The sequence below is a fragment of the Streptomyces sp. NPDC088246 genome (assembly GCF_044741025.1).
Taxonomy (GTDB): Bacteria; Actinomycetota; Actinomycetes; order Streptomycetales; family Streptomycetaceae; genus Streptomyces.
Genome location: NZ_JBIURV010000009.1, coordinates 76,723 through 101,412, shown reverse-complemented (window position 1 = coordinate 101,412; position 24,690 = coordinate 76,723). Strand labels below are relative to the sequence as shown.

Genomic DNA, 24,690 nt, shown 5'->3' with positions numbered 1-24,690 from the left:
CATGGCGACCGAAGTCCTCTGGTACGTCATCCCGCGCGAAGGCGCCTACCCCTGGGAGCCCGAAGGGCGGCGGCCCGTGGACCTCGGCTACCTCACCCAGCTCGCCGGTACGGTCGAACGCCTGGGCTACAGCGGTGCGTTGCTCGCCACCGACCTGTACGACGTCTGGCCGCTCGGCAGCGCGCTGGCCGCCTCCACCAGCACCAGGTTCAAGCCCCTGCTGGCCGTCCACCCAGGCCTGATCTCGCCCACCCTGCTCGCCAAGATGGCCCTCAGCTTCGACACCCTCTTCGGCGGCCGTCTCCGCTTCAACGTCGTCAACGGCTCGACCAAGTCGCTCCAGGAGTACGGACTCCACGTGGAGCACGACGAGCGGTACGAACTGAGCGCCGAGTACTGGTCGATCGTGAAGCGGCTGACGGCCGGTGAGGTCTTCGACCACAAGGGCCGCTTCTACGACCTGAAGAACGCGGGCGCCTCCTTCAGAGAGCTGAAGCCGGTCCAGGAATCGCACATCCCGCTCTGGTTCGGCGGCTCCTCCGACCCCGGTATCGAGATGGCGGCCGAGCACGTCGACACCTTCCTGACCTGGGGCGAACCGCCGCACCTGCTCAAGGAGAAACTGGAGAAGGTCAGGGCGCGCGCCGCCGCGTACGGGCGCACACTCCGGATCGGACTGCGCCTGCACCTCATCGTCCGCGACACGGAGGACGAAGCCTGGGCGGCGGCCGACCGGCTCCTGGACGTCACGAGCGACGCGACGTACGCCCGTCAACTCGGCGACCGTGCAGGAGAGGACGGGGTGGGCTGGCAGCGCCAGTTCCGCCAGCACGGCGGCAAGGTCCCCGCGCACGCACGGGAGCTGGAGGTGCACCCCAACATGTGGCCGGGCATGAGCCTCTTCCGCCCCGGCCCCGGTACCGCGGTCGTCGGCTCGACGGCCCAGGTGATCGAACGCCTCAAGGAGTTCGAGGACCTGGGCGTCGACACCTTCATCCTCTCCGGCAATCCGCTGCTGGAGGAGGCATACCGGGTGGCGGAGACGGTGCTTCCGGCGCTGGGGGTGAAGGGCTGACACGCGGCGGCCGATGCTCCGTACGGTGGCCGGGGGCCGCCGTACGGTATCGGCCCTGTTTCGTCAGCTCCTGGCGATGTCGAGCACCCACCAGTCCGTCCCCTTCCGCTCCCGGACGTGGATACGCGTGCCGCGACACACCGTGCCATTGTTCGCCAACGCGCTGCCGTCGGGCCGGACCAGCTGCGCGGACTCCTGCTCCGGCTCGACGGTCGCCTCAGTGATCCGGCCGTACGTCAGCGTGCCCACCCCGTGCAGGAACGCCACGCGCTCGCCATCGAGCGCTATGCCGCGCACGCCCCTCATCCGCGTCGTACGGACCCTTACGGTGCCGTCGGGGCGGACCTCGATCAGTGGGTAGTGCATGTACGGGCAGGCCCAAGCCGTCGTGCCGTCCACATTGAGCGCCACGCAGTCGGACATGTCGATCGGTCCGGGCCCGGGGCCGAACGACCAGAGCGGTTCGCCCGTGCTGCTCCAGCGCCGCAGACCTGGGTGGCTGAGCGGGTCGTTCCCGTACACCCCCTCGTCGAAGTAGCCAACCCACAGATCACCCGACACGTCGGCCAGCAGATGCTCGATACCGTCGCCCATCCGGAACGTCCACGACGGCCGTCCGAGCGCGTCGAAGACCTGCACATGCTGCTCGTCGGTCTTGCTGCGGGCATCCGCGAGCACGAAGCCGCCGTCCGGCAGGGCGTCCAGTTTGGGACAGTGCGGCTGGACCGCACTGAGATGGGTCTCGTACACATGGCCATCGTCCGCGGTGACGACCACGGCGTCGTACGGATCGACCGGTCCCGGCCCGGGCGCGCGCTCGCGGAACAGCCAGTGTGCGCGGCCGTGGGCATCGACGGTGCTGTCGAACAGGTGCAGTCGTCTGTATGTACGCGGCATGCGGGCGTACTCGGTCAGACGGACGGACTGCATGGTGCTCCTCGGCAGATTGCGTGAACGGTCGGCTGCGGACATCCGCAGGGACCGGCGGCGCGTTGGCCGAGGGCCGGAGGAAGGGGCGCCTACGAGGCATGAGCCTTTCTGGTGGTCATGGGGGAGATCATCCATGGGGCCGGCGCTCGTACGCAATGCGGCGGCGGATATTCGCCATCCGTGTGCCGCCGTTGTACGGCGTACGGCAGCGCGGCCCGCCCGCAGGCCGCGTGCTGCGGTTGTCGGTGCCCGGTGCAAGACTCGGAACGTCAGGACGGATCCCTGCCACCGAAAGAACGGGCCTCATCGAAGGAGCTCACCATGCTCACCACCCGTTTTGTCAACGGAGCGCCCGACTGGATCGATCTGGGCACGCCCGACCTCGACGGGGCCATCGCGTTCTACACCGGTCTCTTCGGCTGGGAGTATCTGGCCGGAGGCCCGGAGACCGGCGGCTACGGCATGTTCATGCTGGACGGTAGGACGGCCGGGGGCGCGATGACGGTCACCGAGGAGCAGGCGAAGGCGTCATGGTCCGTGTACTTCCAGTCGTCGGACGCCGACGCCACGGCGAAAGCGGTCGAGCAGGCCGGCGGCGAGGTGCCGTTTGCCCCGATGGATGTCCTGGACTTCGGCAGGATGGCCGGTTTCAAGGACCGGGCGGGCGCGTTCTTCGGTATCTGGGAGCCGAAGGAGAATCCGGGCCTCGGTGTGGTGGGTGTCGCGGGCTCCCTGTGCTGGGCCGAGCTGTACACACCGGACGTCCCGGCGGCCGCCGCGTTCTACGACACCGTGTTCGGATGGGAGACCGCGCAGGTGCCGTTCCCGGGAGGCGGCGGGTCCTATACGGTGATCCGGACCAAGGGCGGCGGCGAGGACGCGAGCTTCGGCGGTCTGGTGCCGCTCAACGCCGTTGCGGCACAAGCGGTCGCCGGGCCGCACTGGCTGCCCTACTTCGAGGTCGACGACTGCGACGCGGCCGTCGCGGACGTGGAGCGGCTGGGCGGCAAACTGACGCTGGAACCGATGGAGATGGAGGGCGTGGGCAAGTTCGCCGACGTCGCCGATCCGGACGGAGCGGAATTCGCTCTGATCAAGAGCGCGCAGACGCCGGAAGGCTGACCGGAAGCCATCGGCGCGCCGCATTGATGAAGTGTTGATCAGTCGTTTATCGCGACCGGGCACTGTGACTTCCATGCTGATCAACACCGTGTCCGACCCCGCGTTCGTCTGGCAGGAGACAGCGCTGTGCGCGCAGGCGGGGCCCGAGTTCTTCTTCCCTGCTCCCGGCAGCTCCACCCGTGAGGCCAAGCAGCTCTGCAACGCCTGCGAAGGGCGCGAGGCCTGCCTGGAGTACGCCCTCGCCAACGACGAGCGCTTCGGCGTATGGGGCGGCCTCTCCGAGAAGGAGCGGGACCGGCTGCGCAGAACCGGTCGCGAACGGGCCTGAACCCACCCTGCCCGCGCAACGATCCGGTCCGCCCGGGGCGCCGGCCGCACCCGCGCGTCCGGGCCGGAGCTCCCACGGCCGGACGGGCCCTGCCGGCCTGGGACGATGTCCGCATGAATGATCACGACAGGAACGCTCTGCTCGCGGCGGCGGTGCGGCTGCGCACCGACGGACGGCCGGAGGAGGCCCGACAGCAGCTGCTGTCCCTCTCCGCCGCCTTCCCCGCCGATGCCGAAGTGGCCTACCAGACCGCCTGGGTCCACGATGTGCTCGGTCTGGAAGCCGAGGCCGTGCCGTTCTACGAACGCTGCCTGGACGGGACGGGGCTGTCGGAGGAGGACCGCCGGGGTGCGCTGCTCGGCCTCGGAAGCACCCATCGGGTGCTCGGACAGTACGAGAGAGCCGTCGAGGTCCTGCGCAGCGGTGTCGAGCGGTTCCCCGATGACGGGGCGCTGCGGACGTTCCTCGCCATGGCGCTCTTCAACACCGGTGAGCACCATGAGTCCATGCAACTGTTGCTGAGACTGCTCGCCGCCACCAGCGAGGACCCGCATGTGCGGCAGTATCGACGGGCGATCGAGCACTACGCGCAGGACTTGCACGAAACGATGTGAGCCCGGCGGGGCGCTGTGCCCCACGGCCCGTCCGGCGGATCGGGGTCGGACAGGCCCTCGGCCGCCGGACAGGGCTGCGGAGCAGTGGCCCGGCCGGCGGCCGATGACAGCCGTGCGGGCCGTCAGGCCAGGGCGCGCGCTGCCACCCGGGCCTTGCGGGCCGCCAGCTTTTCGTCGAACTTCGACGCCTCGCTGTCCAGGCCGCCCATGTACAGGCCCAGCTCCTCCTGCGCCTTCAGGCCGTCGGGACCCAGGCCGTCGATGTCGAGGACCTTCAAGTAGCGCAGCACGGGCTGGATCACGTCGTCGTGGTGGATGCGCATGTTGTAGATCTCGCCGATCGCCATCTGCGCGGCGGCCCGCTCGAAGCCCGGCATGCCGTGACCGGGCATCCGGAAATTGACGACGACATCGCGCACGGCCTGCATCGTCAGGTCCGGAGCGAGTTCGAAGGCCGCACCGAGGAGGTTGCGGTAGAAGACCATGTGCAGGTTCTCGTCGGTCGCGATCCGCGCCAGCATGCGGTCGCAGACCGGGTCGCCCGACTGGTGGCCGGTGTTGCGGTGCGAGACACGGGTGGCCAGCTCCTGGAAGGCGACGTACGCCACGGAGTGCAGCATCGAGTGACGGTTGTCGGACTCGAAGCCCTCCGCCATGTGCGCCATCCGGAACTGCTCCAGCTTGTCCGGGTCGACGGCGCGCGAGGTGAGCAGATAGTCGCGCATCACGATGCCGTGCCGTCCCTCCTCCGCGGTCCAGCGGTGCACCCAGGTGCCCCACGCGCCGTCGCGGCCGAAGAGGGAGGCGATCTCGTGGTGGTAGCTGGGGAGGTTGTCCTCGGTCAGCAGATTCACGACCAGCGCGATCTTGCCGATGTCGGTGACCTTGGACTGATCGGCCTGCCAGGCCTCACCGTCCTCGAAGACGCCGGGGAAGTTCCGCCCATCGGAGAACGGCACGTACTCGTGGGGCATCCAGTCCTTGGCGACCTTGAGATGGCGGTTGAGCTCCTTCTCCACCACCTCTTCCAGGGCGTACAGCAGCTGGGCGTCGGTCCACGCCTTCGGGCTGCCGAGGTGGGGAGCGGTGATCGTCACGGGGGACTCCTGGGGACGGGAGAATTACCTACGGACACGTAGGTTACGAGACCGTAGGTTAAAGCGGCAGTAAGGCCATCGCCAAGCCCGCCCCTCCGATGCCCGATTACGTAACGTTATGCACGCAGGTCGCGGGGGTGTGGAGGTCGACGGCCTGCCCGGCTGCCGGGCGTACTGAACTCCCTCATATCCACCAATATGTGGCCGTGTCGGTCTCTGTGGAGTCGGAGAATCGCCCTCAAGTCCCGGCGCCGGGGCGCTCCAGGGCCAGATCCCGGCGCAGATACTCGGCCGTGAACGATGTGCGATGGCCGAGCAGCGCCGCCGGGGTCCCCTCGAAGACCAGCTCGCCGCCGTTTCTGCCGCCCTCGGGGCCGAGGTCGACCACCCAGTCCGCGCGCTTGAGCACCTCGAGGTTGTGCTCCACGCAGATCACACTGTTGCCCGCGTCTACCAGCCGGTCCAGCAGGTCGACGAGCGTGCCGGTATCCGCCATGTGCAGTCCGGTGGTCGGCTCGTCCAGGACGTACACGCTGCCCGTCCGGTGCAGCCTGGTGGCGAGCTTGATGCGCTGGCGCTCGCCGCCGGAGAGCGTGCTGAGCGGTTGCCCCAGTGTCAGATAGGTCAGGCCGACGTCGTCGAGCGTGTGCAGCTTCCGCAGCAGTGCCCGGTCGTCGAAGAGCTCGGCCGCCTGAGCGGCCGTCATCTCCAGTACGTCGACGATCGACGCGCCGCCCACCCGGTGCTTCAGCACGTGGTCCTGGAAGCGCCGCCCCTCGCACACCTGGCAGGTGGTGGTCACCGGGTCCATGAATGCGAGATCGGTGAAAATGATGCCGCGGCCCGAGCAATGCCCGCACGCCCCGGAGGAGTTGAAACTGAACAGGCCGGGCTCGACGCCGTTCTGACTGGCGAAGACCTTGCGGATGGAGTCCAGTGCTCCGAGGTACGAGGCCGGCGTGGAGCGGGACGACGCGGTGATCGCCCCCTGGTCGATGACCACCGCGTCCGGGTACGCCGCCGTGAACACCCGGGAGACCAGCGTCGACTTGCCGGATCCGGCCACCCCGGTCACGACCGTCAGCACACCTTCGGGGAACGCCACGTCCACGCCCTTGAGGTTGTGCAGCGCGGCGTCCGTCACCGGCAGCCGTCCGGTGGGGGAGCGGAAGGTCTCCTTGAGCGGTGTCCGGTGGCGCAGGCACCGGCCGGTGAGGGTGTCCGCCTCGCGCAACCGGTCCACCGGGCCTTCGAACACGACATGTCCGCCGTCGGTGCCCGCTCTCGGGCCCATGTCGACGATGTGGTCCGCGACAGCCATCACATCCGGGTCGTGCTCGACGACGATGACGGTGTTGCCCCGGTCGCGCAGCCGTACCAGAAGATCGTTCAGCCTGCTGACATCACGCGGATGCAGGCCCACGCTCGGCTCGTCGAAGATGAACGTCAGCCCGGTCAGTGAACTGCCCAGATGCCGGACCATCTTGAGTCGCTGCCCCTCGCCGCCCGACAGCGTGGTGGTCTCCCGGTCCAGGCTGAGATAGCCGAGCCCGATGCCCACCAGGCGCTCCACCCGTTCGCGGGCGGCCGAGGCGATCGGACCGGCCACCGGATCGTCGATCCCGGCCAGGACGCCCACCAGATCGGCCACCTCCATCCTGCCGTAGTCGGCCACGGAGAGCCCGTCGATACGGGTGGCCAGCGCGGCCGCGTTCAGCCGGGCGCCGCCGCAGGACGCGCACACCGACTCGGTCGTGAAACGCCGGGCGGCCTCGCGCCGCCGCTCGGAGAGCGCCTCGGTGTCCCGATTGAGGAAGAGCCGGGTGAACCGCTCGGCGATCCCCTCGAACCGCATGTCCGCAGAGGTCGACTTCAGCTCCAGCCGGACGGTGAACCCGCCGCCGTACAGCAGGAGCTGGAGCTCTTCCTCGGTGAACTCCGCGAGCGGCTTGTCGTTGTCGAAGCGTCCCGAACCGGCGTACAGCTGCCACTCCCAGCTGCCCACCGAGAGCCCCGGCAGCAGCAGTGCACCCTCGTTGAGCGACTTCGTGACGTCGATCGCCCGGTCGATGTCGAGGCGGACCGTGCGCCCCACGCCGTCGCACTCCGGGCACATCCCGCCGGGGTCGTTGAAGGAGTACGAGGTCGCCGGGCCCGCACTCGGCGTCCCGTACCGCGAGAACAGCACCCGGATCACGGACCAGATATCGGTCATCGTGCCGACGGTGGAGCGGGCATTGCCGCCCAGCGGCTTCTGGTCGACGACGATTGCCACGGAGAGGTCGTCGATGACGTCGGCATGGGGCCGTTCGTACTTCGGCAGCCTGTTCCGGATGAACCAGGTGAAGGTCTCATTCAGCTGCCGCTGCGATTCCACGGCGATGGTGTCGAAGACGATCGACGACTTGCCCGACCCGGAGACTCCGGTGAAGACGGTGATCCGCCCCTTGGGGACGGTGAGGGAGACATCACGCAGATTGTTCGCGCGTGCCCCGGTGATGACGATGCTCCGGTCCGTGTTCCGATCCATGCCGCCGAAGCTAACCGCGATACCGGACAGCTTCTGTCTGGATTTTCCGGGCGATCGGGATCTACTGCGGGGCCTGGCCGGCCCCCGTCGGCGGAGCGCTCAGGGCTGTCGGCGTACTCGGAGCGGACGCGCACGGGGGCGCGGTGCACGGCCGGGCCGGGCGGAGCATGTGGCTGCCGGCAGCCGCGGTCGATCCGCACGGCGGGGACTGGGGACTGACCCCCGCGCTGACCTCGTCCGGCGGCTGCAAGGCCTGGGCCTTACTCCACCGGTGACCCCGCACCGACCTCGTCCCCCACCGATCACACTCCCGCGCGTCCCTCCTCGGCCGTGATGTCACTCAACTCCTGCCGGGCAGCAGTGCCACCTGCGCCGTACGAAATCGCCTCCCGCCCGACGTGCCGTCAGCAGGCCCCGCCGAGCAGATCGGTCAGGCTCCGGTCGAGATCCAGGAAGCGGTGCTCGTCGCCGGCCGGCACCAGTTCCTGCGCCCGCTCGAGGAAACGGCGCAGCTCCGCGGTGCGGACGTGCACCATCGCGATTCCCTCGGTGGCATGGAACTCCAGGACCGTGCGGTCATATCCGAACGGCCTGATGCGCACGTCCCCGACACCGGCGGCCGCGTCCACTCCCGCCGCGAGCAACTCGCGGGAGAACTCCCAGGAGACATCGGTGCCCTCCAGGGTTGCCGTCGCGGGGAACGCCATGCGTACGGCGAACGGGTCCCTCCGGTCGTACTGCAGGGTGGCGGGAAGGGTCTCCATCCGCGGTGCGGATGCGACCATGCGGGCCTGCACGGACTGCTCGATAACGGTGGACAAGACCTGCTCCCTTTCTCGGCCAGATGAACGGCTCCCGGCACTGATGGAGACGACCAAACTCCCTCATCCGTGCATCGGAAGATGGCGTGAGCTGTATCACCGCACGCCGCCACGCCGATCGAGTGCCCACTCACCGCCGGTGCACCCTGGACGCAGCACAGCTCGTGGGCTAGCTTCCAGCGCCATGAGGGTCAAGGGGAAGACGAGACGACTGATGTCATGGGGGCTCTGTGCGGCGGCGCTGACCGCAACACTGGCCACACCGGCAGCCGCGGCTGCGCCGGGGGAGCGGCACCGGCCCGGCGAACGGCCGGCCTGGACGCTCACCGAGACAGGGACCGACGCCCGCTTCCGCGGCCTCGCCGCCGTCAACCGTCGCACCGTCTGGGTCGCGGGTTCGAAGGGCACGGTGCTGCGCACCTCGGACGGCGGCCGTCACTGGCGCGATGTGTCACCGCCCGGTGCGGCTCAGGAGGCGCTGGAGTTCCGTGACATCGAGGCATTTGACGCCCGGCGTGCGGTGGTACTGGCCATCGGGGAGGGCGAGGCCTCCAGGGTGTTCCGTACGGACGACGGGGGAGCGACCTGGACGGAGTCGTTCCGTAACACCGATGCCCGCGCCTTCTACGACTGCCTCACCTTCTTCGACAGCCGGCACGGACTCGCGATGAGCGATCCCGTCGACGGGAAGTACCGCATCCTGTCGACCGCTGACGGCGGCCGGAGCTGGCGGGTGCTGCCCAGCGCGGGCATGCCGGAAGCCCAGGCCGGTGAGGCGGGGTTCGCCGCCAGCGGTCAGTGCCTGGTCGCATCGGGTTCCGAGGATGTCTGGCTGGCGACCGGGGGCGCCGCCACGGCACGGGTGCTGCATTCCGCCGACCGAGGGCTGACCTGGACCGCGACCGAATCCACGATCCCGGCCGGCGACCCGGCACGCGGCGTCTTCGGCCTGGCTTTCCGCGACCGCCACCACGGCATCGCGGTCGGCGGCGACTACCGGGCCGGCCTGCCGTCACCGAACGCTGCGGCGGTGACGGGCAATGCCGGCCGCAGCTGGCAGCAGTCCGCCACCCCGCCGGCCGCCTACCGCTCGGGCGTCGCCTGGCTCCCGCACAGCAGGTCGGGTGCGCTGGCGGTCGGGCCGACCGGCACGGACCTCACCGTGGACGGCGGCCGCACCTGGCGCACGGTCGAAACGGGGTCGTACGACACGGTCGACTGCACACCGGACGGCGGCTGCTGGGCCGCGGGCGAGAGTGGACGAGTGGCACGCGCGGGGTTCTAGTCAGGAGAGGCGCCCATCGGATCAGGGTCGGGAGGATCGCCGCTCCGGCCCGTCCGGCGATCGAGGAGCGGTGTCCGGGTACCCGGGTTGCGAATACCCGCTACCCGGGCAACTGCTGCCGGTACGGGGCGAGTTCGTCCGAGGTCTTCGTCGCGATGAACTCCGTGATCCGGTATGTGCACACGCCCTGTGCCGTGAACGGATCCTCCGCCGCGATCTTCTCGATCTGCGCGTGGTCGTCCCCGACGGCCAGGATCACCCCGCCGTCGCGCGGGTTCTTGCGGCCCGACGCGATGAACACCCCGGCCGCGTACTGCGCGTCCAGCCAGGCGACATGGTCCTGCAGCAGCGCGTCGACACGCTCGACGGGCGCGGTGTAGGTCAACTCGAGTACGAACATGATCTCCAGGCTACGGGACGAGGGCGCGCCGGCCCCGGGCCGTGTCCGCGAAGTCCCGACCGGCCCGCTGCCGAGCCGCCCGCCGCGCCCGTTGCCTAAACTTGTCAGCACTATGACAACGCTCCCGATGCCCGCCGACGAGGCCGAAGCCCGAGCCCTTCAGGACGCCCTGCGCCCCCGGGTGGTGCTCGACGAACCCGGCCCGCCGTCCGGCACCGGCCGGGTCACGGGGGTCGACGTCGCCTATGACGACGAGCGCGATGTCGTCGTGGCGGCAGCGGTCGTCCTCGACGAGGCGACGCTCGACGTGGTCGCCGAGGCCACTGCCGTCGGCCGGGTCACCTTCCCGTACATCCCCGGACTCCTTGCCTTCCGGGAGATCCCGACCGTGCTGGCCGCGCTGGAATCCCTGCCGACCGACCCCGGACTCGTGGTCTGTGACGGCTACGGCCTGGCGCACCCGCGCCGCTTCGGACTCGCCAGTCACCTCGGGGTACTCACCGGACTGCCAGTGATCGGCGTCGCCAAGAACCCGTTCACCTTCTCGTACGAGCAGCCGGGCCCCCGCCGGGGCGACTGGTCGCCGCTGCTCGACGGCGAGGAGGAGGTGGGCCGGGCGCTGCGGACCCAGGACGGCATCAAGCCGGTCTTCGTCTCCGTCGGGCACCGGACCGGCCTGGACAACGCCTGCGCCCATACCCTGCTGCTGGCCCGCGACTTCCGTCAGCCGGAGACCACCCGCAGGGCCGACGCGCTCTGCCGTCAGGCCCTGCGGGAAGCGACCGCCTGAGTATGTGTACGGATAACGCCCGTCGATCGTGACGTGCAGACTGGTACACATGACCGAACATCGAACGTCCACACGACCAGGAACCGTCTATCTCGCTCAGCGCCGGGTCGCGGTGGGGATGACTCTCGGCATGCTCGCGGGAGCGGTCTGGGCCGTCTCGATGGTCTGCACGCTGGTGTCCTGGGCACTCTGACCAGAGAGGGCGCGCCGCCCCGCCGCCGCGGCTACTTGTGCTGGTCCGGGCCCTGGGCGTTGAGCAGCGCGCGTCCCCGATGCCTGCCACGGGCAGGTCCCGGGACGCCTGGAACTCCTTCACCGACCGCATGGTCGAGACGGTGTACGCGCCGGTGGTGTCGGCCGGCACCCCCGCGTTGTGGAGCAGGTACTGCACCGCCTTGACGGCCTCGGGCCCCCGCACAAGCAGCTCATGACGGCCTGCAAGAAGCTCGGTGCGCAGGAGGTGCTCGGCCCGGGCAACGCCGGACACAGCCGCCATGTGCGCTGCGGCTGGTCCCGCTGACCCCGATCCGCAGAAGGCAGGACAGGTGTCCGGCCACCCCGCCCGGGGCGGCCGGACACCGGCATGCCGACCGCACCCACCCCGGCTGGGCGCCGGTCCGCTCAGTGAGCCGCCGCGACCCGGAAACGCAGCCCGGCCGCGCGCAGCCGCTCCAGCAGTGCGTCACCCATCGCGACGGCCGTGGTGACCTGCCCCGATGTCGACGGAAGCTCGTCCAGGGCGAGGCAGAGCGCGGACTCGGCGAGCATCTTCGCCGTTTCGTCGTAGCCGGGGTCGCCGCCCGACACCTCGGTGAAGACCCGGTGCCCGCCGCCTCTGCCGACGAAGCGCACGGTGAACCAGCTGCGCCGCCTGCGCTCCGCGTCCGGGCCCTCGCCCGGCTCGTACCGGTCCATCAGCCAGGACCGCGCCGCCGGTACCTGCGCGGCACCCAGGAGGGCGCCGATCGCGGCCGCGCCGCCCAGCGCCACGGGCAGATGCTCCACGGAGGCGAAGTGGCGGTAGCGGAAGTCGGGGCCGTACCGGGCGAGCACCCGCGCCGAACGCTCGATGACCTGCGGGTCCAGCGTCGGCAGCGGCAGCGCCCAGGTGCCGGTCTCCGTACTGAAGTGCGGGGCGCCGAGCCGGGCGCGGGCGCGGCGGGCCACCAGACGGGGTTCATGGAGCCGGCGTTCCTGCGCGGCGCGCAGCATGTGAGGGCCGCGGCCCATCGCGGTGAGCGCGGAGGCGAACGTACCGCCGGAGAAGACGGCGTTGCTGCGGACGAATCCGTCGAGCGTCAGCGGCACGTCCTGCGGCAGCTGCTGGACGGTGAAGTACGCCCCGAGGTCGTGCGGTACCGAGTCGAATCCGCAGGCGTGCACGAGCCGAGCTCCCGACTCGCGGGCCCGCGCGTCATGCTCCAGATACATCCGGTCCACGAACTCCGCCTCGCCGGTGAGGTCCGCATAGTCCGTCCCGGCCTCGGCACAGGCCGCGACCAGCTGCTCGCCGTACCAGACGTAGGGGCCGACCGTCGTGGCCACCACATGGGCGGATTCGGCGAGTTCACGCAGCGAGTGCTCGTCGTCGGCGTCGGCGTGCAGCAACGGGAGATCCGCGCAGCGCGGGTCGATCGCGGCGAGACGTTCGCGTAGTCGCTCCAGTTTGGCCCGATTGCGTCCGGCCATGGCCCAGCGGCAGCCGGCGGGTGCGTGGGCGGCGAGATATTCGGCGGTGAGGGCACCCACGAAGCCGGTGGCACCGAAGAGGACTACGTCATAGGGGCGTTGCGCCCCGTTCTGCCTGTTCACGAGTGCCTCCGCAGGGGCCGGCGCCGATGTGGCAGGCAGAGGTTAGCGGAGGGGTTCGTGGCGGTGTGCAGCCGGGCGGCGATCGTGGGGGAGGATCCAGGGGAAAGAACTAAGCGCTTGCTCGGCCCAAAGGGTTGTGCGGAGCGCGATGCCTTCTTAGCATCATCGCTGTTACATCAGTTGTGTCACACCGCTGGGGGTTTGATGGCAACGACAGAGCACGGCCCGCTGGCAGGCGTGCGCGTGGTCGAGCTGGCAGGCATCGGCCCCGGCCCGTTCGCCGCGATGCTCCTGGCCGACCTCGGCGCCGATGTCGTCAGGGTCGACCGGCCCGGCGGCCCGGGGCTCGGCATCGACCCCGCGTACGACCTCACCAACCGCAACAAACGCTCCGTGCTCGTCGACCTCAAGGCCGAGGACGGGGCCGCGAAGGTGCTCGATCTGGTCGAGCGCGCCGACATCCTCATCGAGGGCTACCGGCCGGGCGTCGCCGAACGCCTGGGTGTCGGACCGGCCGCCGCGCTGGCCCGTAATCCGCGACTCGTCTACGGACGGATGACCGGCTGGGGCCAGGACGGACCGCTCGCCGAACGAGCCGGGCACGACATCGCCTACATCGCCCTCACCGGCACCCTCTCCGTGATCGGCAAGCCCGGTGAGCCGCCCACCGTCCCGGCCAATCTGGTCGGCGACTACGCGGGCGGCTCGCTCTATCTCGTCGTCGGCGTCCTCGCCGCCCTCCAGTTCGCCCGGACGCCCGGTGGCACAGGCCAGGTCGTGGACGCGGCGATCGTCGACGGCGCCGCCCATCTCGCCACGATGATCCACGGCATGCTGGCGGCCGGCGGCTGGCAGGACCGGCGCGGCTCCAACCTCCTGGACGGCGGCTGCCCGTTCTACGGTTCGTACGAGACCGCCGACGGCCGGTACATGGCGGTGGGCCCGCTGGAGCAGCGGTTCTACGACGAGTTCAGCAAGCTCCTCGGAATCGAGGACGAGGCCCCGGACCGGGCGGACATCGCCCGCTGGGAGGAGCTGCGCACGCTCGTCGCCGACCGGTTCAGGACCCGTACGCGCGCGGAGTGGACCGAGGTGTTCGAGGGCACGGACGCCTGCGTCGCCCCCGTCCTCTCGCTCCGTGAGGCGCCCCGCCATCCGCACATCGCCGCCCGCTCCACCTTCGTCGAACACGGCGGCCTCACCCAGCCCGCCCCCGCACCCCGCTTCTCCGCCACACCCGTCTCCGTACGCAGCGGACCCGCGCAGCCCGGCGCGGACACCGAAGACGTCGCCCGCGACTGGGACGTACCGAGCATGCACCGGCCCCGGAAGGACACTGCCGACTGATGGAACTCTCCCTGCCGCTGAGCTACGCGGGCGACCCGCGCGAGGCCTGCGACCAGGTCGCAGCCCTGGAGTCCGCCGGACTCGACGCCGTCTGGGTCGCGGAGGCGTACGGCTTCGACTCGCCCACCCTCATGGGCTATCTGGCCGCCCGTACCGAACGCATGAAGATCGGTGCGGCCATCCTCAACGTCTACTCCCGCACCCCCGCCCTGATCGCCCAGACCGGCGCCGGACTCGACGCGATCTCCGGCGGCCGGGCGCTGCTCGGGCTCGGCGCGTCCGGGCCGCAGGTCGTGGAGGGATGGCACGGCAAGGCGTACGACAAGCCGCTCGGCCGGACCCGCGAGACCGTCGAACTCTGCCGCCGGATCTGGCGCCGCGAGATCATCGATCACCACGGCATCACCGACATGCCGCTGCCGAAGGAGAAGGGCGGCCGGCTCGGCAAACCGCTGAAGATCCTCACCCGGCCGGTGCGCGAGGAGATCCCGCTCTACATCGCATCCCTGGGCCCCGCCAATGTCCGGCTGACCGCCGAGATCGCCGACGGCTGGCTGCCGACTCTCTACATTCCGGAGAAGGCCCGGCAGGTGTGGGGCACGGCTCTCGCCGAAGGCGCGGCGAAGCGCGACCCGGCACGAGGCCCCCTCCGGACCGTCGCGGGCGGACTCCTCGCCATCGGAGACGACGCCGCCGCGCTCCGGGATCGGGCACGCCCGCAGATCGCGCTGTACGTCGGCGGCATGGGCGCCAGGGGCAAGAACTTCTACAACGACCTGGCCGTCGCCTACGGATACGAGAAGGAAGCCGCACTCATCCAGGAGCTCTACCTCTGTGGGAGGAAGAAGGAGGCCGAGGCCGCCGTCCCGGACGAATTCTGCGAGCTCATGTCGCTGTGCGGGCCCGAGGGTTACGTACGCGACCGCATCGAGGTCTTCCGCGAGGCCGGCGTGACGATGCTCAACGTCACCCCCGTCGGCCCCGAACCGGCCCGGCTGATCTCCACCGTCAAGAACTGGCTCTAGGAGGCTCGCAGTGCAGCGGCAGATCTTCACCCAGGAGCACGACGCGTTCCGCGAGACCGTCCGTACCTTCCTCACCAAGGAGGTCCTCCCACACTACGAACAGTGGGAGAAGGACGGCATCGTCTCGCGCGAGGCCTGGCTCGCGGCCGGCCGGCAGGGACTGCTCGGCCTCGCCGTATCCGAGGAGTACGGGGGCGGCGGCAACACCGACTACCGCTACAGCGCCGTCCTCGCCGAGGAGTTCACCCGGGCCGGTGCCCCCGGACTCGCGCTCGGGCTGCACAACGACATCATCGGCCCCTACCTCACCGGCCTCGGCACCGACGAGCAGAAGCGGCGCTGGCTGCCCGGCTTCTGCAGCGGCGAGATCATCACCGCCATCGCGATGACCGAACCCGGCGCGGGCTCCGACCTCCAGGGCATCCGCACCACCGCCGAGGACAGGGGCGACCACTGGCTGCTCAACGGCTCCAAGACGTTCATCTCCAACGGCATCCTCGCCGACCTGGTGGTCGTCGTGGCGAAGACAACTCCGCAGGGCGGTGCGAAGGGGCTCTCGCTGATCGTCGTCGAACGCGGTGCGGAGGGCTTCGAGCGGGGCCGCAACCTCGACAAGATCGGCCAGAAGTCCCAGGACACCGCCGAGTTGTTCTTCAACGACGTCCGTGTCCCCAAGGAGAATCTGCTCGGCGAGCGGGACGGCGCCTTCATCCATCTGATGACCAACCTGGCGCAGGAGCGCATCGGCATAGCGGTCGCCGGAATCGCCGCCGCCGAACATCTGCTGGAGATCACCACGCAGTACGTCAAGGAGCGCGAGGCCTTCGGACGGCCGCTCTCCAAGCTCCAGCACATCCGGTTCGAGATCGCCGAGATGGCCACCGAGTGCACCGTCACCCGCACCTTCATCGACCGGTGCATCGTCGACCACTCCGACGGTGGGCTCGACGCCGTTCACGCCGCGATGGCCAAGTGGTGGGCCACCGAGCTGCAGAAACGCGTCGCCGACCGCTGCCTCCAACTGCACGGCGGTTACGGCTACATGACGGAATTTCCGGTCGCAAGGGCGTTCACCGACGGCCGTATCCAGACCATCTACGGCGGCACGACCGAGATCATGAAGGAGATCATCGGCCGCTCGCTGCTCGCCTGACCCCTGACGCACAACACCTTCGAAAGGCTGCTGTCTTGAGTACCGAAGCGTTTGTCTACGACGCGATCCGCACCCCGCGCGGCCGCGGCAAGGCCAATGGCGCCCTGCACGGCACCAAGCCGATCGACCTCGTCGTCGGCCTCATCCACGAAATCCGCAGCCGCTTCCCCGGCCTGGACCCGGCGGCCATCGACGACATCGTCCTTGGCGTGGTCAGCCCGCTCGGCGACCAGGGCTCCGACATCGCACGGATCGCCGCCATCGCGGCCGGCCTCCCGGACTCGGTCGCGGGCGTCCAGGAGAACCGCTTCTGCGCCTCGGGCCTGGAGGCCGTCAACCTGGCCGCCGCCAAGGTCCGTTCGGGCTGGGAGGACCTGATCCTCGCGGGCGGCGTCGAGTCGATGTCCCGCGTCCCGATGGGCTCCGACGGCGGTGCCTGGGCGATGGACCCGATGACCAACTTCGCCACCGGCTTCGCCCCGCAGGGCGTCGGCGCCGACCTCATCGCCACCATCGAGGGCTTCTCCCGCCGTGACGTCGACGAGTTCGCCGCGCTCTCCCAGGAGCGCGCCGCCGAAGCGTGGAAGGACGGCCGCTTCGCGCGCTCCGTCGTCCCCGTCAAGGACCGCAACGGCCTCGTCGTCCTCGACCACGACGAGCACATGCGGCCGGGCACCACCGCCGACTCGCTCGCCGCGCTCAAGCCGTCCTTCGCCGCGATCGGTGAGATGGGCGGCTTCGACGCGGTCGCGCTGCAGAAGTACCACTGGGTCGAGAAGATCGACCACGTCCACCACGCGGGCAACTCCTCCGGCATCGTCGACGGCGCCGCGCTCGTCGCGATCGGCAACAAGGAGATCGGTGAGCGGTACGGACTCACACCGCGCGCCCGGATCGTCTCCGCCGCCGTCTCCGGCTCCGAGCCCACCATCATGCTGACCGGCCCCGCGCCGGCCACCCGCAAGGCCCTCGCCAAGGCCGGGCTGACCATCGACGACATCGACCTCGTCGAGATCAACGAGGCATTCGCCGGCGTCGTGCTGCGCTTCGCCAGGGACATGGGGCTCTCCCTCGACAAGATCAACGTCAACGGCGGCGCGATCGCGCTCGGCCACCCGCTCGGCGCCACCGGCGCGATGATCCTCGGCACCCTCATCGACGAACTGGAACGGCGCGAGAAGCGATACGGCCTCGCCACCCTCTGCGTCGGCGGCGGCATGGGCATCGCCACCGTCATCGAGCGTCTCTGAGCGTCCCCGGCCACCCGGGAGGGGCCGGCGGTGGGTGGCGTGGCGTCGCGGGGCCGGGGCACGCGCCTCGCGGCGTTGTCGTCCCTCACCATGTTCCCCGAGCTCTCGGCTTCGCTCGAGCAGGGGAGGCCCCATTCGCCATGGACCGGTCCTCCGCCTTGCGATCCACGCACCCCGGCCCCGCTCCTTCACCCACGCCACCCACCGCCGGCCCCTCACTTACGGAGAAGAAAAGCAATGACCGAGAGCACGACCATCCGCTGGGAACAGGACGAGACCGGCGTCGTCACCCTCGTACTCGACGACCCGAACCAGTCCGCCAACACGATGAACCAGGCCTTCAAGGGCTCCATCGCGGCCATCGCCGACCGCGCCGAGGCCGAGAGGGACTCCATCCGCGGCATCATCTACACCTCCGCCAAGAAGACCTTCTTCGCGGGCGGCGACCTCAAGGACATGATCAAGGTCGGTCCCGAGAACGCCCAGCAGGCCTTCGACACCGGCACCGCCATCAAGAACTCGCTGCGCCGCATCGAGACCCTCGGCATCCCCGTCGTCGCCGCCATCAACGGCGCGGCGCTCGGCGGCGGTTACGAGATCGCGCTCGCATCGCACCACCGCGTCGCCCTCGACGCGCCCGGCTCCCGGATCGGCCTGCCCGAGGTCACCCTCGGCCTGCTGCCCGCGGGCGGCGGTGTCACCCGCACCGTACGCCTCATGGGCATCGCCGACGCACTGCTGAAGGTCCTCCTCCAGGGCACCCAGTACACCCCGCAGCGCGCCCTGGAGAACGGCCTGGTCCACGAGGTCGCCGCCACTCGTGAGGAGATGCTCGACAAGGCCCGCGCCTTCATCGACGCCCACCCCGAATCCCAGCAGCCCTGGGACGTCAAGGGTTACAAGATCCCCGGCGGCACCCCCTCCAACCCGAAGTTCGCCGCGAATCTGCCCGCCTTCCCGGCCAACCTGAAGAAGCAGATCGCGGGCGCCCCGATGCCCGCGCCCCGCAACATCCTGGCCGCCGCCGTCGAGGGCTCGCAGGTCGACTTCGAGACCGCGCTGACCATCGAGGCCCGCTACTTCACCGAGCTGGTCACCGGCCAGATCTCGAAGAACATGATCCAGGCGTTCTTCTTCGACCTCCAGGCCGTCAACTCCGGGGCCAGCCGCCCCAAGGGCATCGAGGAGCGCCAGGTCCGCAAGGTCGCCGTCCTCGGCGCCGGGATGATGGGCGCGGGCATCGCGTACTCCTGCGCCCGCGCGGGCATCGACGTCGTCCTCAAGGACATCTCCGCGGAGGCCGCCGCCAAGGGCAAGGCGTACAGCGAGAAGCTCCTCGACAAGGCGCTCTCCCGGGGCCGTACCACCGAGGCCGAGCGCGAGGAGTTGCTGGCCCGCATCACCCCGACCGGCGACCCGGCCGATCTGGCGGGCTGCGACGCCGTCATCGAGGCGGTCTTCGAGGACACGGCGCTCAAGCACAAGGTGTTCCAGGAGGTCCAGGACATCATCGAGCCGGACGCCCTGCTCTGCTCCAACACCTCGACCCTGCCCATCACCGTCCTCGCCGAGGGCGTCTCGCGCCCCGCCGACTTCATCGGGCTGCACTTCTTCTCGCCCGTGGACAAGATGCCGCTGGTCGAGATCATCAAGGGTGAGCAGACCGGCGACGAGGCCCTGGCCCGCGCCTTCGACCTGGTCCGCCGGATCAAGAAGACGCCGATCGTCGTCAACGACTCCCGGGGTTTCTTCACCTCGCGCGTCATCGGCCAGTTCATCAACGAGGGCGTCGCCATGGTCGGCGAGGGCATCGAGCCCGCATCGGTCGAGCAGGCCGCGGCACAGTCCGGCTACCCGGCCAAGGTGCTCTCCCTGATGGACGAGCTGACCCTCACCCTGCCCCGCAAGATCCGCAACGAGACGAGGCGGGCCGTCGAGGAGGCCGGTGGCACCTGGGCCGGACACCCGGCGGACGCGGTCATCGACCGGATGGTCGACGAGTTCGACCGCCCGGGACGCAGCGGCGGCGCGGGCTTCTACGAGTACGACGAGGCCGGCGGGCGCACCCGTCTCTGGCCCGGCCTGCGGGAGCATTTCGGGGGTTTTGGGGGTCGTCCCGCGGGTGAGCACGGCACGAAGCCGGACACGGACATCCCCTTCATCGACATGAAGGAGCGGATGCTGTTCTCCGAGGCACTGGACAGCGTCCGCTGCCTGGAGGAGAACGTCCTCATCTCCGTCGCCGACGCCAACATCGGCTCCATCATGGGCATCGGCTTCCCGCCGTGGACCGGCGGCGTACTCCAGTACATCAACGGCTACGAGGGCGGCCTGCCCGGCTTCGTAGCCCGCGCCCGGGAGCTCGCCGAGAAGTACGGCGACCGCTTCCTGCCGCCCGCGCTGCTCCTGGAGAAGGCCGAGAAGGGCGAGACCTTCCACGACTGACAGCAGCACCCCGGGCCGCGTTCACTCCGCAGTGAACGCGGCCCGCAGCTCTTCCTTCAGCGACCGCTGGAACGCGGTCACCAGCGCCTGCAGCACCATCGGCTGCATATCGGCCGACAGCGACTTCATCGCCGCCACATGCTCCGGGTCCGACTCCCGCTCCCGGTACGGATCCCACACCTCGTCCCGGAACAGGCGGGTCAGCTCCTGCGCGGCGGACCGGGAGTGCTCCAGCAGTACCGTGCGCGCGGCCAGAATCGTCTCGTGCGCGATCGGTACACCGAGCAGCTCGACCCCGAGCCGCAGCAGCCCCGGGTCCACCCGGTAGCTGCCATCGGCCGGCTCCGCACGCTCCAGCACCCCCATGGCTGCCAACCGCGCTATGTCCTGTTCGCTCAGCGCCCGCCCCGCACGCCGCTCCAGCTCCGCCCGCGTCGCGTCCTCCGCCGAATCCGGCGCCCAGGACGCCACCAGCGCCCGGTGGATCGCCAGATCGTGTGCGCTCAGATCCGGTGGCAGCTGCTCCAGATAGCGTTCGATCGCGGCCAGCGTCATGCCCTGGTGCTGGAGCTCCTCGATGAGCGCGAGCCGGGACAGATGCTCATGCCCGTAGTGCCCGACGCGACGCGGCCCGATCACCGGAGGCGGCAGCAGACCCCGAGTGCTGTAGAAACGCACGGTGCGTACGGTGACACCGGCGCGCGCCGCCAGCTCGTCGACGGTGAGCGTCGGGTCCTCGGTCCCGGTCGCCATGTCTGCTCCTCGCGTTCCGACCCAGCGGCGAACTGCTGCGTCTGCACCAATCAGGTTCAACAGTATTGCTGTCTCACCACTGTTGTGAAAGTGTCCGGCAGCATCCAAGCGCAGTCCCCCTCCGGTACGGACCCGCACGGTCCGGCCGATGGTGACAGGAGGCGGCCGTGACCACGATCCTGCGACTCCCCGCGGAACCCGGGCAACTCACCCTGCCCGCTCTCCTCCTGCGCAACGCCGAGGACCACGGCGACCGCCCCGCGCTCTCCTGGCGGGCCGGCGGCGACGCAACGGAATGGACGACCCTCACCTGGCAGGAGGTACGGCGCAGGACCGCCGTACTCGCCACCGGCTACAGCGCACTCGGTGTGGAGCGTGGCGAACAGGTCCTCATGATGATGGGCAACCGGCCCGAACACTGGCTGTCCGACCTGGCCCTCACCCACCTGGGGGCGGTCCCCGTCAGCGTGTACGGCACCGCGGCCCCCGAACAGATCGCGCACATCGCCCGGCACAGCCGCGCCCGGTTCGCGATCGTCGAGGGCAGCCGCGAACTGGAGCGCTGGGAGCCGCTGCTCGCGGAGGACACCGTACGGCTGGAGAAGCTGGTCGTCGTGGAGGCGGCCGAGGCCGGACCCCATCGTGCGTACGGATCACTGCCGGCCACGGGCGCCCGGCTGCACCGGCCCGACGAGTTCGAGAAGGCCTGGCGGGAGTCCCGCGCCGACGACCTGCTCACCGTCGTCTACACGTCCGGGACGACCGGCGATCCCAAGGCCGTCCCGGTCACCCACCGCAGCGTGGTCCTCAATGCCCTCGCGCTGGACCGGGTCGTCGAGCTCCCCGACCACGTCGAGCACGTCTGCTACCTGCCTTTCGCCCATATCGCGGAGCGGATGCTCGGCATCTATCTGCCGGTCCTCCGCGCCTCGCACGTCCATCTCTGCTCCGACCCGGCAGCCGTCGCGGCCACGGCACGAGCCTTGCACCCGGCCCAGTTCTTCGGCGTACCGCGAGTCTGGGAGAAGCTCGCAGCCTCCCTGCAGGCCGCCCTTGCCACCCTGCCGGGGGAGCAGCGTGCGGCGGTCGATGCCGCGGGCGGGACGGCCCGGCAGCATGTTGCGTACCGGGAGCGCGGTGAACAGCCGCCGGCGGCGCTCGAAGCCGCTTACCAGCAGGCCAAGTCCACGATCCTGGACCCGCTGCTGGCGCCGGCCGGATTGGACCGGCTGGCGTGGGCGACGAGCGCATCCGCACCGATGCCACTCGACGTGGTCCGCTTCTGGGCCGGCTTCGGCATCGTGATCATGGACGCGTGGGGGCTGACCGAGACGGTCGGGGTCTGCACCTGCAACAGCCCGTCCGCCTTCCGGCTCGGCTCGGTGGGGCGGCCCCTGGGCGGCCTGGAACTGAAGGTCGCGCAGGACGGCGAGATCCTGGTGCGCGGGCAGACGGTCTTCACCGGCTATCTGCGCGCCGACGGGACGGTGGACGACGCCCGCGACAAGGACGGCTGGTTCGCGACCGGGGACATCGGCCGGATCGACGAGGACGGCTACCTCTGGCTCAAGGACCGCAAGAAGGAAATGATCGTCACCTCGACGGGCAAGAACGTCTCGCCGGCCCTGGTCGAGAACACCCTCAAGGAACATCCCCTGATCGGCCAGGCCCTCGTCCACGGCGACGGCCGCTCCTACCTGGTCGCGCTGCTGGTCCTGGACTCCGGGACGGCGCCTGCCTGGGCGACGGCCCACGGCATCGACGCCGATCCGTCCGCACTGGCCGGCCATCCAGCCGTACGGGAGGAGATCGCCCGAGCGGTCGAGGCGGCCAATGCCCGGCTCAACAGCACGGAACAGATCAAGCGCTACCGGCTGCTCCCGGAGGAATGGGGCCCCGGGACAGGCGAGCTGACCCCCTCGCTGAAACTGCGCCGACGGGTGATCCGCGACAAGTACGGCGAGTTGATCGACGCGTTGTACGGGGAGGGCGGCCGGGACTGACCGGGTCCCGGGCACTTGTCAGTGGTGGCTCCTACGCTGGTGTCATGTCGGAGATCACGTATGTACGGGGGGACGCCACCGCCCCACAGGGCAAGGGCGTCAGGCTGATCGCGCATGTCTGCAACGACCTGGGCGGCTGGGGCAAGGGCTTCGTCCTGGCCGTCTCGCGCCGCTGGCCCGAACCGGAGACGGCCTACCGCCACTGGCACCGGGAGCGCGCGGACAACGACTTCGCCCTGGGTGCGACGCAGTTCGTCCAGGTGAGTCCGTACCTCTGGGTGGCGAACATGGTGGGCCAGCGGGGGATGCGCACGGGCAGCAAGGGGGTACCCGTGCGCTACGAGGCGATCGACACGGCGTTGGGGGCCGTGGCCGACCGGGCCGTCGAGCTGGCGGCTCCGGTCCATATGCCGCGGATCGGCTGCGGGTTGGCGGGCGGAAAGTGGTCCCGGATCGAGCCGCTGATAGAGAAGCGGCTGCTGAGCCGGGGAATAGCGGTGACGGTGTATGACTTCGACTAGTGCACTGCCATCCGGAGCAGAGGTTCGCGACGGTCGGCCGGTTCGCTGCTGCGTGGCGGGCCGCAGGCCGGCCGGGATCTGAACCGTGCGGGACGACCCCGCGGGACACCCGGCGCGCAGCCGGTGTCCATGCGTCTTCGTTCGCGCCGGGCGCCCCCTGCGGAGTGCAGGGCAGCCTTCAGGGGGAAGAGCCCTGGAGCGGGGGAGAGTTACAGAGAAACGGGGCAGGTCACTGTGTATCGGCTTCTATGGTGGGGTGGAAGCGGCGGAACGGGGAGGGCCCATGGCGGCACCGAGAACGAGCGAGACGCTGCTGGCCCGGGCGCTCAGCGAGACGCCGCCGTCCGACGCGCTGAGCGAGCAGATCCTCGACGCCGCGCGTGAGCAGTTCATGACCTTCGGGCTGCGCCGTTCGACCGTCGATGACGTCGCCAAACGCGCCAGGGTCTCGCGGGTCACCGTGTACCGGCGGATCGGCAACAAGGACAGCCTGGTCTCGGCCTGTCTGCTGCGCGAGTACCGGCGCTTCGTCGTGGAAGTGGACGACGCGGTCGCCGCACTGCCCACGACGGAGGACCGGCTCGTCGAGGGTTTCGCCGCCGTCCTCGGGCACATTCGTGAACATCCGCTCATCGGTGGACTGTTGAGGCTGGAGCCCGAGACCATGCTTCCCTTTCTGACCCTGGAGAGCGGGCCGGCCTTCCTCGCCATCCGTGAGTACCTGGCCGACCGGCTGCGCCATGCCCGGCGTGCGGAAGGCCGGCCGGTGAGCGATCCGACACCGGTCGCCGAGCTGATGGTGCGGATCACGGTCTCCTTCCTCCTCAACCCCGTCAGCTGTTTCGAGCTCGACGACGACGCGCAGGTGCGGGCGTTCGCACGCCGATATCTGGTGCCGCTGCTTGCCGCGGGCTAGTAGTGCAACCGCATCTGGCGTGACGGGTCTTGGTCGCTGTCGTTGATGTGACTGTGTGCTGATGCGTTGACGATGGAGCAGGTCGAGTCATGGTCCGAGGGGATAGCCGGGTTCCATGCCCGCTTCGCCCGTCGCCCGACACCAGGCCACGTTCCCGATCACCGCGAGCGTTTCGTTGCCGGACAGGCTGGTGTTCGCGGCAGCCGCCCGCCACAGCGGCTCGGGCGCGGTGCCCGGCGGAGGGGTGGCAAAGGTGTCACCGCTCTTACCCCCGCCGAAATATCCGTTTCCTCCTCGGGACCGCACCCCACGACACCGGCCCCGAAGACGGCCAGCCCCAACCCGGTCCCAGCCGGCCTGAGTATCTGAGCTGACACCACGTGTCCGTCACGACCGCCCATGTCTGTTCCCACTTCCGTCCAGCTGCTCCGACGTCCCCCAGGGGTCCCTTGAGCGTCGCCAGGCTAATCATC

At 69.9% G+C, this 24,690-nt stretch carries 23 protein-coding genes; 16 read left to right on the top strand and 7 right to left on the bottom strand.

Annotated features, from left to right (window positions below; all coding sequences use genetic code 11):
* Position 1 precedes the first annotated feature (1 nt).
* Positions 2 to 1,075, top strand: coding sequence for an LLM class flavin-dependent oxidoreductase (locus ACIPEK_RS15045; RefSeq protein ID WP_401995487.1), 1,074 nt, complete (start codon positions 2 to 4; stop codon positions 1,073 to 1,075).
* A gap of 63 nt (positions 1,076 to 1,138) precedes the next feature.
* Here ACIPEK_RS15045 and ACIPEK_RS15040 read toward each other — a convergent pair whose 3' ends face one another.
* On the bottom strand, positions 1,139 to 2,005 hold the full coding sequence (locus ACIPEK_RS15040) for a hypothetical protein (RefSeq protein WP_401995484.1): 867 nt from the start codon (positions 2,003 to 2,005) through the stop codon (positions 1,139 to 1,141).
* 321 nt (positions 2,006 to 2,326) lie between these two features.
* On the opposite strand from ACIPEK_RS15040, the gene ACIPEK_RS15035 reads away from it, so the two are divergent.
* The 3 genes from ACIPEK_RS15035 (at position 2,327) to ACIPEK_RS15025 (ending at position 4,069) form a co-directional block, all read left to right on the top strand.
* Positions 2,327 to 3,127, top strand: coding sequence for a VOC family protein (locus ACIPEK_RS15035; RefSeq protein WP_401995481.1), 801 nt, complete (start codon positions 2,327 to 2,329; stop codon positions 3,125 to 3,127).
* Between the two features lie 73 nt (positions 3,128 to 3,200).
* The gene (locus ACIPEK_RS15030; protein WP_383072897.1) at positions 3,201 to 3,455 is read left to right on the top strand and encodes a WhiB family transcriptional regulator; all 255 of its coding nucleotides are present in this window, start codon (positions 3,201 to 3,203) and stop codon (positions 3,453 to 3,455) included.
* A gap of 113 nt (positions 3,456 to 3,568) precedes the next feature.
* Positions 3,569 to 4,069 carry a tetratricopeptide repeat protein gene (locus ACIPEK_RS15025; RefSeq protein WP_401995478.1) on the top strand — a complete coding sequence of 167 codons (501 nt, stop codon included), beginning with the start codon at positions 3,569 to 3,571 and terminating at the stop codon, positions 4,067 to 4,069.
* Positions 4,070 to 4,191: 122 nt separating this feature from the next.
* On the opposite strand, the gene ACIPEK_RS15020 is transcribed toward ACIPEK_RS15025, so the two are convergent.
* The 3 genes from ACIPEK_RS15020 to ACIPEK_RS15010 form a co-directional block, all read right to left on the bottom strand.
* Positions 4,192 to 5,166 (bottom strand): acyl-ACP desaturase, encoded by a 975-nt coding sequence (locus ACIPEK_RS15020; protein ID WP_401995475.1) that lies wholly within the window; start codon positions 5,164 to 5,166, stop codon positions 4,192 to 4,194.
* 238 nt (positions 5,167 to 5,404) lie between these two features.
* Positions 5,405 to 7,696, bottom strand: coding sequence for an ATP-binding cassette domain-containing protein (locus ACIPEK_RS15015; protein ID WP_401995472.1), 2,292 nt, complete (start codon positions 7,694 to 7,696; stop codon positions 5,405 to 5,407).
* Between the two features lie 404 nt (positions 7,697 to 8,100).
* Positions 8,101 to 8,517 carry an SsgA family sporulation/cell division regulator gene (locus ACIPEK_RS15010; RefSeq protein ID WP_383848488.1) on the bottom strand — a complete coding sequence of 139 codons (417 nt, stop codon included), beginning with the start codon at positions 8,515 to 8,517 and terminating at the stop codon, positions 8,101 to 8,103.
* A 184-nt stretch (positions 8,518 to 8,701) separates the two neighbouring features.
* Here ACIPEK_RS15010 and ACIPEK_RS15005 point away from each other — a divergent pair, with 184 nt between their 5' ends.
* On the top strand, positions 8,702 to 9,802 hold the full coding sequence (locus ACIPEK_RS15005) for a WD40/YVTN/BNR-like repeat-containing protein (RefSeq protein WP_401995469.1): 1,101 nt from the start codon (positions 8,702 to 8,704) through the stop codon (positions 9,800 to 9,802).
* Positions 9,803 to 9,902: 100 nt separating this feature from the next.
* Here the strand turns inward: ACIPEK_RS15005 and ACIPEK_RS15000 are convergent, their stop codons facing one another.
* Complete coding sequence (locus ACIPEK_RS15000; protein WP_401995466.1) at positions 9,903 to 10,202, bottom strand: YciI family protein; 300 nt, start codon at positions 10,200 to 10,202, stop codon at positions 9,903 to 9,905.
* Between the two features lie 112 nt (positions 10,203 to 10,314).
* Between ACIPEK_RS15000 and ACIPEK_RS14995 the strand changes: the two genes are divergently transcribed.
* The 3 genes from ACIPEK_RS14995 to ACIPEK_RS14985 all read left to right on the top strand — a co-directional run bounded on the left by ACIPEK_RS14995 (position 10,315) and on the right by ACIPEK_RS14985 (position 11,512).
* Entirely contained in the window at positions 10,315 to 10,992 is a 678-nt protein-coding gene (locus ACIPEK_RS14995) for an endonuclease V (protein ID WP_401995463.1), read from the top strand.
* A 49-nt stretch (positions 10,993 to 11,041) separates the two neighbouring features.
* On the top strand, positions 11,042 to 11,185 hold the full coding sequence (gene mmpA / locus ACIPEK_RS14990) for a morphogenic membrane protein MmpA (protein ID WP_401995460.1): 144 nt from the start codon (positions 11,042 to 11,044) through the stop codon (positions 11,183 to 11,185).
* A 180-nt stretch (positions 11,186 to 11,365) separates the two neighbouring features.
* Positions 11,366 to 11,512: a hypothetical protein gene (locus tag ACIPEK_RS14985; RefSeq protein ID WP_401995457.1), complete on the top strand. Its 147-nt coding sequence runs from the start codon at positions 11,366 to 11,368 to the stop codon at positions 11,510 to 11,512.
* A gap of 101 nt (positions 11,513 to 11,613) precedes the next feature.
* Here the strand turns inward: ACIPEK_RS14985 and ACIPEK_RS14980 are convergent, their stop codons facing one another.
* Positions 11,614 to 12,804, bottom strand: coding sequence for a saccharopine dehydrogenase family protein (locus ACIPEK_RS14980; protein ID WP_401995454.1), 1,191 nt, complete (start codon positions 12,802 to 12,804; stop codon positions 11,614 to 11,616).
* Between the two features lie 204 nt (positions 12,805 to 13,008).
* Between ACIPEK_RS14980 and ACIPEK_RS14975 the strand changes: the two genes are divergently transcribed.
* From ACIPEK_RS14975 to ACIPEK_RS14955, 5 genes are all read left to right on the top strand, one after another.
* Positions 13,009 to 14,151: a CaiB/BaiF CoA transferase family protein gene (locus ACIPEK_RS14975; RefSeq protein WP_401995451.1), complete on the top strand. Its 1,143-nt coding sequence runs from the start codon at positions 13,009 to 13,011 to the stop codon at positions 14,149 to 14,151.
* Positions 14,151 to 15,176, top strand: a complete 1,026-nt coding sequence (locus ACIPEK_RS14970; protein ID WP_401995448.1) for an LLM class F420-dependent oxidoreductase — start codon at positions 14,151 to 14,153, stop codon at positions 15,174 to 15,176. Before ACIPEK_RS14975 ends, ACIPEK_RS14970 begins: the two co-directional genes overlap by 1 nt.
* Before the next feature lie 10 nt (positions 15,177 to 15,186).
* Positions 15,187 to 16,329 (top strand): acyl-CoA dehydrogenase family protein, encoded by a 1,143-nt coding sequence (locus tag ACIPEK_RS14965; protein ID WP_401995445.1) that lies wholly within the window; start codon positions 15,187 to 15,189, stop codon positions 16,327 to 16,329.
* Between the two features lie 35 nt (positions 16,330 to 16,364).
* Complete coding sequence (locus ACIPEK_RS14960) at positions 16,365 to 17,579, top strand: acetyl-CoA C-acetyltransferase (RefSeq protein WP_401995442.1); 1,215 nt, start codon at positions 16,365 to 16,367, stop codon at positions 17,577 to 17,579.
* Positions 17,580 to 17,816: 237 nt separating this feature from the next.
* Positions 17,817 to 20,024 carry a 3-hydroxyacyl-CoA dehydrogenase NAD-binding domain-containing protein gene (locus ACIPEK_RS14955; protein ID WP_401995439.1) on the top strand — a complete coding sequence of 736 codons (2,208 nt, stop codon included), beginning with the start codon at positions 17,817 to 17,819 and terminating at the stop codon, positions 20,022 to 20,024.
* A gap of 21 nt (positions 20,025 to 20,045) precedes the next feature.
* Here ACIPEK_RS14955 and ACIPEK_RS14950 read toward each other — a convergent pair whose 3' ends face one another.
* Complete coding sequence (locus tag ACIPEK_RS14950) at positions 20,046 to 20,777, bottom strand: MerR family transcriptional regulator (protein ID WP_401995437.1); 732 nt, start codon at positions 20,775 to 20,777, stop codon at positions 20,046 to 20,048.
* Between the two features lie 167 nt (positions 20,778 to 20,944).
* Between ACIPEK_RS14950 and ACIPEK_RS14945 the strand changes: the two genes are divergently transcribed.
* The 3 genes from ACIPEK_RS14945 (at position 20,945) to ACIPEK_RS14935 (ending at position 24,217) form a co-directional block, all read left to right on the top strand.
* Positions 20,945 to 22,780 carry an AMP-dependent synthetase/ligase gene (locus ACIPEK_RS14945; protein WP_401995434.1) on the top strand — a complete coding sequence of 612 codons (1,836 nt, stop codon included), beginning with the start codon at positions 20,945 to 20,947 and terminating at the stop codon, positions 22,778 to 22,780.
* 44 nt (positions 22,781 to 22,824) lie between these two features.
* Positions 22,825 to 23,301, top strand: coding sequence for a macro domain-containing protein (locus tag ACIPEK_RS14940; protein ID WP_401995431.1), 477 nt, complete (start codon positions 22,825 to 22,827; stop codon positions 23,299 to 23,301).
* 283 nt (positions 23,302 to 23,584) lie between these two features.
* Positions 23,585 to 24,217, top strand: coding sequence for a TetR/AcrR family transcriptional regulator (locus ACIPEK_RS14935; protein WP_383072914.1), 633 nt, complete (start codon positions 23,585 to 23,587; stop codon positions 24,215 to 24,217).
* The last annotated feature ends 473 nt before the right edge of the window (positions 24,218 to 24,690 follow it).